This window comes from Mycetocola sp. Y444, from assembly GCF_059445295.1.
The window spans coordinates 1141335-1156274 of record NZ_JCAIUB010000001.1 but is presented as its reverse complement, the minus strand read 5'-3'; the positions used below and the strand labels follow the sequence as shown (position 1 = coordinate 1156274).

Here is a 14940-nt window from a genome sequence, read left to right as displayed (position 1 = left end):
CCATGGCACCCACTCAAGCCACAGGAGGGAACGCTCGCCACTCCGGTCGCAGGTCCGTCTCGGATGCTGCCACCGGACCAGCGTTGTCTCCCGCCGAGGGTGAGGCGGAGTCGTTTGACTCCGCCTCACCCGGCAACAGCTCGATCGACGCGGCTTCGATTGACACCGCCTCGATTAACACCGCGTCGATCGACATCGATGCATCACCGCGAGCGACGGTATCCGTGCAACTGCCCGCTGCGCCGATCCATGACATCCCGGAAGACGAACAGGCCGTCGCCATCGACGACGTTGCGGTGCAGCCCGACTCACTCGAGTCAGGTGACGTCGAGACGAGTTCGGTCGCGGTCCCGGTAACGACACCGATCGCCAACGAGGAGCCGGTACGCGCCAGACGCTTCGGACCGGGTGCTCCCGAGACCGCTGCGCTCCTGACGAGCGAACGACTCCTCGACGGCGCGCGCGGGTCGAGGACCCCACCGGATGGTTTCTGGCAGAAACTCCTGTTCGATGCGACGGGCAAGCGCGTTCACCTCGGCGACTCCGCCAAGGCAACCGCTCGCAAGGAACTTGACGAACGCATCCGCAAACGCTTTGTCGGGGAAGCCAGGTTCGTCCCCGTGCTGACCAGGAAGGGCGGGGTCGGTAAAACGACGGTCACCGCGCTGCTCGGGATGGCCCTCGCGGACGCCCGCGACGACAGGATCATCGCCATCGACGCCAACCCCGACAGGGGCACCCTGGCTGAGCGGATCGCCCAGCACACCGATCGCACGGTGAGGGACGTGGTGCGCGAGGCTGACGCGATCAGGGGCTACACCGAGTTCTCGACGATGGTCGCCCGCGACGAGACCCGCCTCGACGTCCTCGCATCCGACACGGATCCGCACCTGTCCGACGCATTCAACGCCGACGACTACGACACCGTCGCCGACCTTGCTTCGCGGTACTACTCGCTCGTACTGACCGACTGCGGTACAGGCATCGTGCACTCGGTCATGTCGGCAACACTGCGGCGGGCGGATGCCATCGTCATCGTTTCCGGATCGAGCGTCGATGAGGCGCGGCTCGCGTCGGAAACCCTCAGCTGGCTCGAACAGAACGGCTTCGAGAGTCTCGTGGCGAACGCCATAGTGGCGCTGAACACCGCAACCCAGGGCTCCCACATGGTCAACCTCGGCGAGATCGAGAGCCACTTCAAGTCGAGAGTGCGCGAGATCGTCCGGATTCCGTATGACCCCCAGCTCGCGGCGGGCTCGGCGATCTCCTTCAAGGACCTCAAACCCGTGACGAGGCATGCTGCACGCACGCTCGCAGCACTCGTGGTCGAAGGAATGCCGACAACGCGACCCATCATTTCCCGTTCAACCCAGAGTGAAAGGCCCCAGTGACAGAACGACAGATCCGGCTCTTCGGAGACCCCGTCCTCAAAACCCCTTCCGAGCCCATCGACGTGATCGATGACAGGGCACGGAGCCTCGTCGAAGACCTGCTCGATAGCGTGCGGCCTCCGGGGCGAGCGGGTGTGGCTGCAAGCCAGATCGGCGTCAACCTGAGGGCATTCAGCTACAACGTCGACGGTGACATCGGGTACATCATCAACCCTGTGCTCGTCGAGACGCGGGGAGAGGTCGAACTTGTCGACGAGGGATGCCTTTCGGTACCCGGCCTCTGGTATCCGACGCCCAGGTACCCGTTCGCACGGGTGACAGGAATTGACCTCGACGGCAACGAGGTAGATGTGTCAGGGACAGGGGTGCTCGCGCAGGCGCTCCAGCACGAGACCGATCACCTCGACGGCATGCTCTACCTTGACCGGCTCGGCAAGGAACACCGGCGGGCCGCCATGAAAGAGGTCAGGGAGAGCAGCTGGTTCTAACCCGCTCTCCCAGCGTCGTTCAGCCTGCTCGCGGCTGAGCCCGGTTGCATCGAACGCAGAACACCCGTTCCGGATTGTCCGGAACGGGTGTTCTTGTTCTCCCGAGGAGCGCCGTCGACCGGCAGCTACTTGAGCGACATGCCCTGCGTCGGTGCGTTCGCGTAGATTCCGTCGATGTCGCCGGCAAAATCCTTGAGGATCACGTGGCGCTTGATGCTCAGTTTCGGTGTCAGGTGGCCGCTCGCCTCGGTGAACTCGCTTGCGAGCACAACGAACTTCCTGATCGATTCGGCGCGAGAGACTCGCGTGTTCGCGAGGTCGATCGCGCGCTGGATCTCAGCCAGCACCGCGGGGTTCTTCGCGGCGTGAGCCAGGGAGAGACCGGCATCCTCACCGTTGTTGCCGAGCCAGGTCCCGATCATCTCCGAGTCAAGAGTGATGAGCGCCGAGATGAACGGCCGCTGGTCGCCGACGACGACCACCTGGCCGACGACCGGGTTGGACCTGATCGGGTCTTCGAGGGCAGCGGGTGCGACGTTCTTGCCCGCGGCGGTAACGATGATCTCTTTCTTGCGTCCGGTAATGGTGAGGTTGCCGTCCGCGTCGAACGAGCCAAGGTCTCCGGTGCGGAACCAGCCGTCATTGAAGGCCTCAGCCGTCGCCTCGGGGTTCTTCCAGTACTCCTTGAAGACGTTGAGGCCCTTTACCTCGATCTCACCGTCGTCGAGTGTACGGATGGACACGCCGGGCATCGGCGGTCCGACGGTACCGATGGGGGTCTTGCCCGGCCTGCCGACTGTCGCGGGCGCGGTGGTCTCGGTCAGCCCGTAGCCCTCGAGGATTTCGATTCCGAGGCTGTGGAAGAAGTGACCGAGGCGAGAGCCAAGCGGTGCTGAGCCTGACACCGCATACTCAACATTGCCGCCCATAGCGGTGCGCAGTTTGTTGTAGACGAGCTTGTCGAAGACGAGATATTTCGCCTTGAGGGCGAACGGGACCTTTCCGGCCTGCTGCGCTTTCGAGTAGTCGACGGCGACGTCGGCCGCGGCACGGAAGATTTTGCCCTTGCCGCCCGCTTCAGCCTTCTGCTCGGCCGAGTTGTACACCTTCTCGAAGACCCGCGGAACCGCGAGCAGATAGGTCGGCTTGAAGGATCCAAGCGAGGGGAGCAGTTGCTTGGTGTCTGGCTGGTGGCCGGTCTTCACACCGGCGTGCACGTTCAGCACCGAAATGAAGCGAGCGAAGATGTGAGCGAGCGTGATGAAGAGGAGCGTCGACGACCCGTTCTTTCCATCGACCACTTCGTGCAGTGCGACCGCGGAGTTTCGGGAGAGTTCGACGAAGTTGGAATGGGTAATGACACAGCCCTTGGGCTTGCCTGTCGACCCCGACGTGTAGATCAGGGTCGCGATGTCGGAGCCGACGGCGAGCGAGCGGCGTCGCTCGATTTCAGCGTCGGTGACGTCGGTGCCTGACGCAGCGAGTTTGCCGAGGTCGCCGAGCGCGATCTGCCAGACGTTCCGCACCAGGGGAAGGTCTGCGTGGACCTCGTCGAAGCGCGCGAAGTTGTCAGCGGTCTCCACGATGACGGCGATTGCCCCTGAGTCCTCCATGTTCCACTGGACCTGACTTGGCGAGCTCGTCTCGTAAATCGGCACCAGGATGGCGCCGGTGAACCAGGTGGCGAAGTCGATGAGCGTCCACTCGTAACTCGTCTTGCACATGAGCCCGATCTTGTCGCCAGGCTCGATTCCTGCGGCGACGAGGCCTTTGGCAAGGGCGACGACCTGCCGGAGGAATTCTTCTCCGCTGACGTCTTTCCACCCGCCATTGACGGGGAGGGCAAAGAGGGGGGCTGTCGGCGTAAGCTTCACGCGCTCGACCAGCAGATCCGTTGTGTTCGCGTTCGGGTCGGCGGCGACAACTGCTGGTACATCGAACTGTTCCAAGGTATCTCCTTCGGTACCTAGAGGGGCAGGGTACGTCTACTCTAGGGGTGTGGGGCCCCCAGCGCCGGTCAGATGGCGGCGGTTGGGCCGAATCGTTAACATGGACGTACCGACGCGGTCTGCCCTTGTCGCTTTTGTCGGGTCTCGACCCCATCCCTACTGGAGGCTTCCGCGTGCACGCAATCGGTATCGATATCGGTGGAACGAAGATCGCCGGTGCGCTCGTCGATGAAGACGGTGAGATCGTGAGCGAAACGCGTGTGCCGACGCCTGCGACCACGGAACTGATCGAGGATGCCGTTGTCGCGATGGTGAGCGTTCTCGCGGCCGGCAGGAACATCGACGGAGTCGGCGTCGCCGCCGCAGGCTTCATCGACGCTGCTCAGTCCACCGTGTACTACGCGCCAAACATCAGCTGGCGCAACGAGCCGTTCCAGGCTCGCCTCTCGGCGCGGCTCGACCTCCCGATCGTCATCGACAACGATGCGAACGCCGCGGGCTGGGCCGAATTCCGGTACGGAGCCGGCCGCCTGTTCAGCGACATGGTGATGCTGACTATCGGCACGGGGGTCGGCGGGGCCATCGTGACCGATGACAGGCTCTTCCGCGGGGGCTTCGGCGCCGGCGCAGAGCTTGGACACATGCGGCTCATCCCCGACGGTTATCCGTGCGGATGCGGCCAGCACGGTTGCCTGGAGCAATACGGTTCAGGTCGGGCGCTTCTCCGCTTCGCCAACGAACTCGCCGACGCCGGTGGAATCGGGCAGATCCTCGCCGACCGGCGTGCCGAGGCCGGCACGCTCACCGGGCACGACATCTCTGAGCTGATCGTCGCAGGTGACGGCGGTGCCAACGCAGCGCTCCGACAGCTCGGTACCTGGCTCGGGCAGGGGTGCGCGAGCCTCGGCGCGGTTCTCGACCCGCAGCTGTTCGTCATCGGCGGCGGGGTGGCCCAGGCCGGAGACCTGCTTCTCGAGCCCATCCGTGCGTCGTACCTCGAGCACCTTCCCGCGAGGGGATACCACCCTGAGCCCGAGTTCAGGATCGCCGAGCTCGTGAACAACGCCGGTGTTGTCGGAGCAGCCGATCTTGCGCGTGTCGCCGCAAGGCGCACCGCACCGATCGAGCTGTAGAGGATACTGGGACGACGATGTTCTACTGGTTCATGAAGCACATGGTGGCTGGCCCCATCCTGAAATCCATCTTTCGCCCGTGGGTGATCGGGCAGGAGAACGTGCCGAAGACCGGGGGAGCCATCCTCGCTTCCAATCACCTCTCGGTGATCGATTCCGTCTTCCTCCCGCTCTATCTCGATCGCCGGATCTCGTTTCTCGCGAAGAGTGAATACTTCACGGGCAAGGGCCCCAAGGGCTGGGCGACCCGGATGTTCATGACAGCGACGGGGATGCTGCCGATCGACAGGTCAGGCGGCAAAGCCTCAGAGGCATCCCTCAACACAGGGCTCCGGATTCTCGGGGGAGGTGACCTCCTGGGCATCTACCCGGAGGGAACCCGCAGCCCCAACGGAAAGATGTATCGCGGCCGCACAGGCGTTGCCCGCATGGTCCTTGAAGCCGGGGTACCCATCATCCCCGTCGCCATGATCGACACCGAGAAGATGATGCCCATCGGAACCACGCTTCCGCGCATCCGTCGCATCGGTATCATCATCGGCAAGCCGCTCGACTTCAGCCGGTTCGAGGGCATGGAGGGCGACAGGTTCATCCTTCGTTCCATCACCGACGAGCTGATGTACGAGCTGCAGCGCCTCAGCCTGCAGGAGTACGTCGACGTGTATGCAACGAGCGTGAAGGACAAGGGCGCAATCGAATCGCGCTAGTCTGGAACTTGGCCCGTTCGCATTCGAAACGGGCATTCCTCATTCAGAACAGGACGTTCCGTGGCAGATCCAATCGATCCGGTGGTAGTGGCAGATGACTCTGTGATTTCCGGTCTGGACTATTGGCGTGAACTGCCGATCAAGCAACAGCCGTCGTGGCCTGACGCGGATGCCGTTGCGCGCGCGTCAGCGCAGATCGCCTCGTTCCCCCCGCTCGTATTTGCCGGTGAAGTGGACATCCTCCGCGAGCGGCTCGCTCGCGCGGCATCCGGTGATGCTTTCCTCCTTCAGGGTGGTGACTGCGCCGAGACCTTCGCCGGAGCAACGGCCGACCAGATCCGCAACCGGGTGAAGACGATCCTGCAAATGGCCGTCGTTCTCACGTACGGCGCGTCGATGCCCGTCATCAAGATGGGCCGCATGGCCGGCCAGTTCGCGAAGCCGCGTTCGAGCGACACCGAGACCCGCGGCGACGTGACTCTTCCCGCCTACCGTGGCGATATCGTCAATGGCTACGACTTCACGCCCGAATCCCGCCGTGCAGACCCGGCCAGGCTCGTCGAGGGATACCACACGGCGGCGTCGACCCTCAACCTCATTCGTGCGTTCACGCAGGGCGGGTTCGCCGACCTTCGTGAGGTGCACAGCTGGAACAAGGGCTTCGCGTCCAACCCGGCGAACCACCGCTACGAACAGCTCGCTCATGACATCGACAAGGCCATCAGGTTCATGGAAGCCGCCGGCGCCGACTTCGACGAGCTCAAGCGCGTCGAGTTCTACACGGGCCACGAGGGCCTGCTCATGGACTACGAGCGCCCCATGACCCGGATCGACTCCCGCACGGGGATGCCGTACAACACCTCATCCCACTTCCTCTGGATCGGGGAGCGCACGCGTGACCTCGACGGGGCGCACGTCGACTTCCTCTCGCGGGTTCGCAACCCGATCGGCGTCAAGCTCGGCCCGACGACGACTCCTGAAACCATGCAGAAGCTCATCGACAAGCTCGACCCGAATCGTGAGCCCGGTCGCCTGACGTTCATCACGCGGATGGGCGCTGGCAAGATCCGTGACGCGCTTCCTCCGCTGCTCGAGGCGATCAAGGCGACGGATGCCAACCCGCTGTGGGTCACCGATCCGATGCACGGCAACGGAATCACCACGCCGAACGGGTACAAGACGCGTCGGTTCGACGACGTCGTTGACGAGGTGAAGGGATTCTTCGAGGCGCACCGCCAGGCGGGGACTCACCCCGGCGGAATCCACGTCGAACTCACGGGCGACGATGTCACCGAGTGCCTCGGCGGTTCTGAGCAGCTCGACGAAGCGGCGCTGGCAACACGGTACGAGTCGCTCTGCGACCCGAGGCTCAACCACATGCAATCCCTCGAGCTCGCCTTCCTCGTCGCCGAAGAGCTCGCGAAGTAGCTTCAGCACGCCCCAACACGAAACCCCCTGGCCAGCGGCCAGGGGGTTTCGTGCGTACGGGTTTCGTGCATACCGACTGGCGCGTTCACCGCGCCGCCGGTTAGGGCGCTTCGAAGAGGTACGAGGTCAGCGTGACCGTCGCCCCGCGCTTGATCGCCGTTCCGCCGGCGGGATCCGACTGGTCGACGGTGACGAGCGGGAATCCCCAGTTCGTCTCGGCCACGTCGCTGATGACCTTGACCGTGAATCCAAGGTCCTCGAGTTCGGCCTTTGCCTCGGCGAGGACCTTCCCGACGACGTCGGGAACGGTGACGAGGTCTTCGCCCTTCGACACGACGAGGGTAACCGTGTCCGTGGCACGGATGATGCCATCGGGAAGCTCAGCCCTGATGACGACGCCCTTGGCGACGTCGTCGCTGAATTCTTCCCTGCTCTTGTCGGAGACGACGAGTCCGCGCGCGGTGAGGGCGCTCCTCGCTTCGTCCGGGCTCATGCCGCCAACCGAAGGGATCCCGCCGAGTGAGACGGCGAGGTTGATCGTCTCACCCTGGAGAATCTCGCCGCCGCCGGACACATCGGCTCCTGACGCGGCATCCGTCGCAGCGAGAACGACGCCATCGGGCACGTCGTCGTTGAATTGCTGGTCGATGCTTCCCAGGGTGAGGCGGTTGTCGGTGAGGAACGCTTCGGCATCGGCCAGGGGCATTCCGGCGAGTGCAGGAACAGTAACGGGCGCGCGGCCCAGCGATACGTTGACCGTGACGCTCGAGCCCTTGTCGACGAGGGCGCCGTCACCGGGGTCGGTGCTCGACACGAGACCGGCGGGCACGTCGAAACTGTATTCCTCGCCCTGCGTGACCGTGAGGCCCAGGTCGGTGAGGATCCGGGTTGCGTCTTCCGGGCTTTCGTTGACGACCGATGGCACCGAGACGTGCGAGCCGGGGCCCGCGGCGAAGTACCAGCCGGTGCCGCCGGAGAGCGCGGCGAGGAGGAGGACGAGTCCGAGGATCCAGTAACCCTTTGTCCGCCTCTTCGCCGTCACAGCGCTGAGGGTTGACACAGGGTTGGCAGGATCAACGGGATCCGTGCGCATCGAGGGTGATGTCAGGACCTGAGTAAAGCCTGCGGTGTCGCTCGCGGGCGGTGTCGCCATCACCATCGTCGCCTGGGTGCTTGCGGCGGTACCGAATCCGAGCTGCTTTTCTACCTCGCGGAGTCGTTCGAGCATTTCCCTGGCGTCGCTCGGGCGCTGATCGGGGGAACGCTCCGTTGCCCACAGGACGAGGTCGTCGAGAGCATCGGGCACGTCCGGGTTCACGGCGCTCGGCCTCGGCACCGACTCGTTGGCGTGCTGGTAGGCGATCTGCATGGGCTGTTCGCCCTTGTACGGCTGCTCGCCGGTGAGCATTTCGTACATCATGATGCCGAGTGCGTAGATGTCGCTTCTGGCGTCGGCGATGCCTCGCGTGACGAGTTCGGGGGAGAGGTATGCGATTGTCCCGAGCAGCGACTGGCCGGTCGCGGTGTTGGCACTCGCTGCGCGGGCAAGCCCGAAGTCGCTGATCTTGATGCGACCGTCGTCGGCGAGGAGGACATTCTCCGGTTTCACGTCCCGGTGGATGATGCCGGCGCGGTGCGCAGCAGCAAGGCCGCTTGTGACGGCATCCATGATGTCGATGACCTGGCGCGGAGTGAGCTTGCCGTGGTCGCGGAGCAGCTCCCTCAGGGTGATCCCCGGCAGGTACTCCATGACGAGGTACGCGAGGTCCGAGTCCTGACCCTGGTCGAACACACTCACCACGTGGGGGTCCGCGAGCCTCGCCGCGCTCCGCGCTTCCTGCACGAAGCGGTTGCGGAAGTTGCTGTCGTCGGCCAGGTGACCGTGCATGACCTTGATGGCGACGCGGCGCTCCAGCCGCAGGTCGGTGGCGAGGTAGACAGTCGCCATGCCGCCCCTGGCGATGCGCGAACGCACGTCATACCGGTCGTCGATGAGACGGCCGATAATCGGGTCGGTTTGCTGGCTGGTTGTCACGAACGAAAGTCTATGGAGGGTCGTGCCCGCGGCGCTGACAAAACACCGCAAGGCCCACTAATCATGGGCAATTCGTGACCCGATCGTAGTATTGCCCCCGCTGGCGCGATCAACCGAGCTCGGAGAGCCAGCTGCGTGCCGACGTCTCCCACTTCGCGTATGCGTCGGGGTGGGCAGACTTCTGCACGGCCTGGGCGGCGGCGCTGATGGGGAGCGACTGCCACCCGTCGATGTCGAGGAGCCCTGTCGTGAGCCCGCGGTTCGGGTTGACATGCCCCCCGAAGAACGCCTTGGTTGCGCGAACGGGATCGAGAGCCTGCTCGGCGGTGCCCCAGCCCATGCTCGGCCGCTGCTGGAACAGGCCGAGCGAGTCGCGGTCGCCGTGCTGAACGTTGCGGAGGCTCGATTCCTGCGCCGCAGTGACGAGCGCAATGACGATTCCGTGGTCACTCACCCCGATCGAGCGGGCGGTCGACACGATGATCGCGGCGTTCGACCGCATCTCGGCGGTCATCGGCGTGATGGCGGCTTCGGTCGGTGCAGCCGGTGCGGGCGGGGCGGTCGCTGGGGTCGGTGCCGCCGGCGCTGGGCTGCTGCCGGGAATGGCGAGGTCCTGGCCGGGATAGATGATGCTGGCCGAGCTCAGACCGTTGGCGGCGAACACCGCGGCAACGCTCACGCCGTGTGCCGAAGCGATACCGGACACCGTGTCGCCCGAGACGACGGTGTAGGTCGATGAGGATTGGGTGGGAGGGGCTGGCGCGGGCTGGGCGGCGTCCGGGCTCGCTGTCGCGCCGGTGAGGAGAAGTGTCTGGCCGGGAAAGATCATGCTCGACCAGCCGAGGCCGTTGAGTGCGAGGACGGATGCCGTTGCCAGGCCGAACTTCGACGCGATGCCCGAAATGGTGTCGCCGGACTCAACCGTGTACGTGGCGGGCGCTGCCTGGACGGCGAGAGGCGCCGGTGCGGCTTTCGGGGGAGTGGGAGCGGGGACGCTCGAGCGGGGCTTCGGCGACGACATCGGCGAGTGAGCGGCAGCGGGAAGGGCGATCTGCATGCTGGCGGCAAGCGACCCGGTCAGGACGAGCGGCAGGGTGAGATTGCGAGCACGACGGCGGCCAGCTGCGCGCGAATCACCAGCGCGCCCGGTTGGTGCCGGTTGAGCGGGCTCATCGATGGTGGGCAGATTCTGGGAAAGCAGGTGAGGCGCTGGTGGCAACGACATGGAATGACCCCCGTTCGTGTGGCATCCGGTTCATACGGTCCCATACATCTGTGTCGGGAGTCAATCACCGTGACGGATGTGAAGGCTGTGAACCGTGAACTCATGGGCCCGGGGTGAGATCGATCGACGTGACGTGGCAGACTCATACCGTGACGAACATGTTTCCTGAGCGACAGTGGCTGACCCTTCCCGACCTCGCCGAAGCGCTCGGGGTGACCCAGAGCCGCATCCGTAAGCTGATCGAGGAACGCCAGTTGCTCGCCGTCAAGCGCGACGGAGTGCTGAGCGTCCCCGCCGATTTCCTTCGCGACAACGAGCCGCTGAGTGAACTTCGCGGAACGCTCTTCGTTTTGGCCGACGCGGGCTTCCGCGACGACGACGCCATGCGGTGGCTCCTCGAGGAAGAAGAGAGCCTCCTGGCGGCTCCGATCGATGCGCTGCGCGCCGGTCGCAAAGCCGAGGTGCGTCGAGTGGCTCAGGCTCTGGCCTGAGCCTGCCTGCGGCGTGCTGGCTCGTTCAGTAGGTGCGCCTGGTAACGGCATCCGCCAGTTCACGGAGCTGGCCGGTCGCCGTCGCCGAAAGTGGCGCAGCGTCGAGTGCCGCGATGGCACGAGCCACATTACTGTCGATCATGGCTTCGACCTCTTCGACCGCTCCTGATTCGCGGATGGTTGCCTGAAGCGAGGCAATCTGGGAATCGTCGAGGTCAGGGTCGCCGAGCAATTCGTCGAGGATGTTCCTGGCTGGTGCAGGGATCGACGCGCGGGTTCGCGCGATGAGTACTGTGCGCTTGCCCTCTCGCAGGTCATCACCGCTTGGCTTGCCCGTCACCGCGGCATCGCCAAAGACGCCGAGCAGGTCATCCCTGAGTTGGAAGGCGACGCCGAGGGGCAACCCAAACGCCCTGAGCGATGAAAGCTGCGCTGGCGTTGCTCCGGCGAGGAGGCCCCCGAGCGCGAGCGGGCTCTCGATGCTGTACTTCGCGGACTTATAGATCAGGACCTGCTGTGCGCGGGTCAGCTGCGAGCTGTCGTCGTGAGAACGCCACGCACGTTCCTCGAGAATGTCGAGGTACTGGCCTGCCGTGACCTCGGTTCGCATCCTGTTGAACTCCGCCCTGGCACTCCGGGCAACGGGCCTCGAGCATCCATCCAGCGCTTCATCGAGGAGTTCATCGCTCCAGCCGAGAAGCAAATCGCCGAGGAGCGTCGCTGCCGCCCGACCGTACTCTGCACCGTCCCCGGCCCACGCACCGTCCCTGTGCAGTTGCTCGAAGCGACGGTGGGCGCTCGGCGCGCCCCTCCTGGTGTCGGAGTTGTCGATGATGTCGTCGTGGATCAGCGCGGCGGCATGGAAAATCTCGAGCGCACTCGCGGCCGAAACCACGTCAGCAACCGACGCACGACCGTCGTTGTCATCGCCGTCGGACGAATCCGCAACGCTTTGCCAGCCCCAGTAGCAAAAGCGGGCCCGGAACCGCTTCCCACCGCTGAGAAATTCCCTAGAAAAGGAGGCAAAGGGATCGAGTCCTGACCCGACCTGGGCGAGAATTGACTCCCGCGATGAAATGAACTCACCGATCCGAGACTGGACAAGGTCGTTCAGGTTGGCGGTTTCATTCACACAGCTAGCCTAGCCATCCGCGCAAGGCTAGAATCGACAGGGATGAACCTGCGTCGCACCCGAAGTTGGAGGGGAACATCATGCCACTGTCTGAACAGGAGCAACGGCTTCTCGATGAGATGGAGCGCAACCTCTACAGGAACGACGCTGATTTCGTATCGACCGTCGGAAACCGTAAGGGCCGCCCGAGCTATCGCAACATAGCGATCGGCTGTGTAATCACGATCGTCGGTGCTGGAGCGCTCATCGCCGGCGTGATCCTGCAGCAGCCCGTCGTCGGCATCATCGGATTCGCCGCCATGCTCGCCGGCGTGATGTTTGCTATCGCCCCAGGCAAGGGCGATGCCGGGTCAGAGCCTCACTCCGCGTTCCCCGCATCGGGCAAACGCTCACAGTCTGCGGCATCCGCATCGTTCATGGATCGAATGAACAATCGCTGGGACAAGCGCCAGGACGAAAACTGACTGAGACGAGTACTGAGACGAAAACTCAGGCTGCGCTGAGAGCCTGCACCTGAGCGGACGAGAGTCCCACCCACGCTAAGGGCCGACCATCTGGTCGGCCCTTTTTTCGTGCCCATTTTCGCTGCTCCACCGCGTCCTCCACCGCGTCCTCCACTGCGCTCCACCCTCCACCGACGGCCGCGCTCATCGTGCTGTCATTCGCGGTTCCCTGCGGAAGACATCCGCCAGTGGCGCTCATCATGCGGGCGTAGCGCCGGATTTGACTCCATTTCCCTCCACCTCAGCGTTCGTTGCAAATTCAGGTCGGTTTGCGAGAAAAAACCCGAATAGAGCACCATTTCCGACAAATGTGGTGCAAAGTGGAGTAAAGTGGAGCCAACCTGATGCTTGGCCGGAACGAAGGGGGATGTGCCGATGTTTCTTGGCACGTATGCCCCCAAACTCGACGAGAAGGGCCGCATCATCCTTCCCGCGAAGTTCCGGGACGAGCTCGCCGGGGGAGTGGTAATGACCCGCGGCCAGGAGCACTGCGTGTACGTGTTCAGCACCCGTGAGTTCGAAGCGCTGCACGACAAGATCCGCCAGGCACCGGTAACGAGCAAGCAGGCCCGCGATTACCTCCGTGTGTTCCTCTCCGGAGCCAGCGCGGAGACACCGGACAAGCAGAACCGCATCACGGTTCCCGCCTCCCTCCGGAGCTACGCGGGTCTCTCGCGTGACCTCACGGTCATCGGCGCCGGAAGCCGGGCCGAAATCTGGGACACCGAGGCCTGGGAAAAGTACCTCGAAGAGCAGGAAGCTGCATTCGCCGACACCGCAGAGGAGGTGATTCCTGGATTGTTCTAGTCCCTGAACTCTGACTCCCAGCCGTTCGCTCGCCCTGGCACACTTCCCCGGTGCCAGGTCGGAATGGATGGGGATCAGGATTCAGGGGCAGTCCGGAGAAGCTATGGAATTCAACAACATTCACACACCGGTCATGCTGGAGCGGACCATCGAATTGCTCGGCCCCGCGGTGTCACAGCCGGGTGCCGTTCTCGTCGATGCCACGCTCGGTATGGGAGGCCACGCCGAGGCATTCCTCGAACGCTTCCCGGAGCTTCAGCTGGTCGGGCTTGACAGGGACCTCGAAGCCCTCGCGATTGCCGAGGAGCGGCTCAAGCGTTTCAGCGACCGATTCCACCCGGTTCACACGGTCTACGACGGAATCGCCGAAGCCCTCGACGGTCTTGGCTTCGCCGAGGCAAACGGCATCCTGTTCGACCTCGGGGTGTCCTCGCTGCAGCTGGACCGGACCGAACGCGGCTTCTCGTACTCCCAGGACGCGCCGCTCGACATGCGCATGGACTCGACGAGCGACCTGACCGCCGAGACCATCCTTGCCACATACCGGGAGGGTGACCTCCGGAGGATTTTCGAAGACTACGGCGAAGAGAAGCTCGCGGGGCGGTACGCACGCAAGATCGTTGAAGCACGGCAGGTCGAACCGATTACCCGCTCGGGACAGCTCGTCCAGTTGCTGCAGGACGCAACGCCGGCGGCACTCTCGCGGGCCGGCCACCCGGCCAAGCGCGTGTTCCAGGCACTTCGCATCGAGGTGAACACCGAACTCAGCGTCCTGAGGCGCGCGATTCCCGCGGCCCTCGGCACGCTCGCCGTCGGGGGACGCATCGTGGTGCTCTCCTACCAGTCCCTCGAAGACCGGATTGTGAAGCGCGACCTCGCCGCAGCGAGCTCGTCCACCTCTCCCGCAGACCTGCCGGTCGAGCTGCCGGAGCACAGCGCCCGTTTTCGGCTGCTCGTGCGCGGCACCGAGATGGCGACAGAAGAAGAAAAAGAATCGAACCCGCGAGCGACGCCCGTCCGCTTGCGCGCAGCTGAACGACTGAAAGCGGAAAACTCATGAGTGCGAACCTGGCGACGACGTTTCCGGCGACTCTCCCCGGCGTTCCGCACGGCATCCCGACGACCAGGCCTCTCCGCGCGGTTCCCGCGAGTGACGCCCGCCGCGCTCGGCCGAAAATCGCGTACGCCGTCGGTGCCGTCACCGGCGTGCTCGCCATCGTCGTCACCCAGTTGCTCCTGAGCGTGGGTCTCAGCCACGGCGCCTACGAGATCTCCGCCCTCACCAAGCAGCAGACCCAGCTGACCTGGCAGAAGCAGGCCGTGACCGACGACCTGCTCGAGGTGTCTTCCCCGCAGTTCATCGCGGCCAACGCTCAGGCTCTCGGCATGGTCATCAGCGGCACTCCCGCTTACCTCCGGCTTTCCGACGGCGGCATCGTCGGGGTTCCCGCCGCCGGCACCGCGGAGAGCAGCGTCCCGGTCGGCGCATCGACGCTCGTCGCCAACTCGCTCATTACCGACCTCCCTCTCGTCACAGTTCCCGACCAGGTTGTCGATCCAGCGGGTGCTGGCGTGGCAGACCCTGACGCGCCTGCGGCCCCCATATCGTTGGATAACGGGATCCCGTCGCCTCAAACCCACTAGACGCCGG

At 64.5% G+C, this 14940-nt stretch carries 14 protein-coding genes; 10 read left to right on the top strand and 4 right to left on the bottom strand.

Annotation, left to right across the window (positions count from 1 at the left end):
* Positions 1-2: 2 nt before the first annotated feature.
* Positions 3-1391: a MinD/ParA family ATP-binding protein gene (locus tag AC1C2M_RS05515; protein WP_483403999.1), complete on the top strand. Its 1389-nt coding sequence runs from the start codon at positions 3-5 to the stop codon at positions 1389-1391.
* Positions 1388-1879, top strand: coding sequence for a peptide deformylase (gene def, locus AC1C2M_RS05510; RefSeq protein WP_483404000.1), 492 nt, complete (start codon positions 1388-1390; stop codon positions 1877-1879). The genes AC1C2M_RS05515 and def overlap by 4 nt, the downstream gene beginning before the upstream one ends.
* A gap of 125 nt (positions 1880-2004) precedes the next feature.
* Here the strand turns inward: def and AC1C2M_RS05505 are convergent, their stop codons facing one another.
* Positions 2005-3828, bottom strand: a complete 1824-nt coding sequence (locus tag AC1C2M_RS05505; protein ID WP_483404001.1) for an AMP-dependent synthetase/ligase — start codon at positions 3826-3828, stop codon at positions 2005-2007.
* Positions 3829-4001: 173 nt separating this feature from the next.
* Between AC1C2M_RS05505 and AC1C2M_RS05500 the strand changes: the two genes are divergently transcribed.
* The 3 genes from AC1C2M_RS05500 to AC1C2M_RS05490 all read left to right on the top strand — a co-directional run bounded on the left by AC1C2M_RS05500 (position 4002) and on the right by AC1C2M_RS05490 (position 7096).
* Positions 4002-4961 carry an ROK family glucokinase gene (locus AC1C2M_RS05500; protein WP_483404002.1) on the top strand — a complete coding sequence of 320 codons (960 nt, stop codon included), beginning with the start codon at positions 4002-4004 and terminating at the stop codon, positions 4959-4961.
* 17 nt (positions 4962-4978) lie between these two features.
* Positions 4979-5668, top strand: a complete 690-nt coding sequence (locus tag AC1C2M_RS05495) for a lysophospholipid acyltransferase family protein (protein WP_108390864.1) — start codon at positions 4979-4981, stop codon at positions 5666-5668.
* 102 nt (positions 5669-5770) lie between these two features.
* Positions 5771-7096: a class II 3-deoxy-7-phosphoheptulonate synthase gene (locus AC1C2M_RS05490; RefSeq protein ID WP_483404956.1), complete on the top strand. Its 1326-nt coding sequence runs from the start codon at positions 5771-5773 to the stop codon at positions 7094-7096.
* A gap of 100 nt (positions 7097-7196) precedes the next feature.
* On the opposite strand, the gene pknB is transcribed toward AC1C2M_RS05490, so the two are convergent.
* Entirely contained in the window at positions 7197-9131 is a 1935-nt protein-coding gene (pknB, locus tag AC1C2M_RS05485; RefSeq protein ID WP_483404003.1) for a Stk1 family PASTA domain-containing Ser/Thr kinase, read from the bottom strand.
* A 109-nt stretch (positions 9132-9240) separates the two neighbouring features.
* Positions 9241-10356: a LysM peptidoglycan-binding domain-containing protein gene (locus tag AC1C2M_RS05480; RefSeq protein WP_483404004.1), complete on the bottom strand. Its 1116-nt coding sequence runs from the start codon at positions 10354-10356 to the stop codon at positions 9241-9243.
* Between the two features lie 158 nt (positions 10357-10514).
* Between AC1C2M_RS05480 and AC1C2M_RS05475 the strand changes: the two genes are divergently transcribed.
* Positions 10515-10847 (top strand): Rv2175c family DNA-binding protein, encoded by a 333-nt coding sequence (locus AC1C2M_RS05475; RefSeq protein WP_483404957.1) that lies wholly within the window; start codon positions 10515-10517, stop codon positions 10845-10847.
* Between the two features lie 25 nt (positions 10848-10872).
* On the opposite strand, the gene AC1C2M_RS05470 is transcribed toward AC1C2M_RS05475, so the two are convergent.
* A complete protein-coding gene (locus tag AC1C2M_RS05470; RefSeq protein WP_495433898.1) occupies positions 10873-11979 on the bottom strand; it encodes a polyprenyl synthetase family protein in 1107 nt (368 codons plus the stop codon).
* An 80-nt stretch (positions 11980-12059) separates the two neighbouring features.
* Here AC1C2M_RS05470 and AC1C2M_RS05465 point away from each other — a divergent pair, with 80 nt between their 5' ends.
* The 4 genes from AC1C2M_RS05465 to ftsL all read left to right on the top strand — a co-directional run bounded on the left by AC1C2M_RS05465 (position 12060) and on the right by ftsL (position 14933).
* Positions 12060-12443, top strand: coding sequence for an SCO2097 family morphological protein (locus tag AC1C2M_RS05465; protein ID WP_495433899.1), 384 nt, complete (start codon positions 12060-12062; stop codon positions 12441-12443).
* A gap of 414 nt (positions 12444-12857) precedes the next feature.
* On the top strand, positions 12858-13289 hold the full coding sequence (gene mraZ, locus AC1C2M_RS05460) for a division/cell wall cluster transcriptional repressor MraZ (protein ID WP_108393140.1): 432 nt from the start codon (positions 12858-12860) through the stop codon (positions 13287-13289).
* Between the two features lie 103 nt (positions 13290-13392).
* Positions 13393-14349 carry a 16S rRNA (cytosine(1402)-N(4))-methyltransferase RsmH gene (gene rsmH / locus AC1C2M_RS05455; protein ID WP_495435485.1) on the top strand — a complete coding sequence of 319 codons (957 nt, stop codon included), beginning with the start codon at positions 13393-13395 and terminating at the stop codon, positions 14347-14349.
* A complete protein-coding gene (gene ftsL / locus AC1C2M_RS05450) occupies positions 14346-14933 on the top strand; it encodes a cell division protein FtsL (protein WP_483404008.1) in 588 nt (195 codons plus the stop codon). The genes rsmH and ftsL overlap by 4 nt, the downstream gene beginning before the upstream one ends.
* Positions 14934-14940: the final 7 nt, after the last annotated feature.

What these genes read in the sequence shown, in the direction of transcription:
- AC1C2M_RS05495 (WP_108390864.1), top strand. Translation starts at nt 4,979, where the DNA reads ATGTTCTACTGGTTCATGAAGCACATGGTGGCTGGCCCCATCCTGAAA.
- AC1C2M_RS05515 (WP_483403999.1), top strand. Translation starts at nt 3, where the DNA reads ATGGCACCCACTCAAGCCACAGGAGGGAACGCTCGCCACTCCGGTCGC.
- AC1C2M_RS05480 (WP_483404004.1), bottom strand. Translation starts at nt 10,356, where the DNA reads ATGTCGTTGCCACCAGCGCCTCACCTGCTTTCCCAGAATCTGCCCACC.
- mraZ (WP_108393140.1), top strand. Translation starts at nt 12,858, where the DNA reads ATGTTTCTTGGCACGTATGCCCCCAAACTCGACGAGAAGGGCCGCATC.
- ftsL (WP_483404008.1), top strand. Translation starts at nt 14,346, where the DNA reads ATGAGTGCGAACCTGGCGACGACGTTTCCGGCGACTCTCCCCGGCGTT.
- AC1C2M_RS05465 (WP_495433899.1), top strand. Translation starts at nt 12,060, where the DNA reads ATGCCACTGTCTGAACAGGAGCAACGGCTTCTCGATGAGATGGAGCGC.
- rsmH (WP_495435485.1), top strand. Translation starts at nt 13,393, where the DNA reads ATGGAATTCAACAACATTCACACACCGGTCATGCTGGAGCGGACCATC.
- AC1C2M_RS05475 (WP_483404957.1), top strand. Translation starts at nt 10,515, where the DNA reads ATGTTTCCTGAGCGACAGTGGCTGACCCTTCCCGACCTCGCCGAAGCG.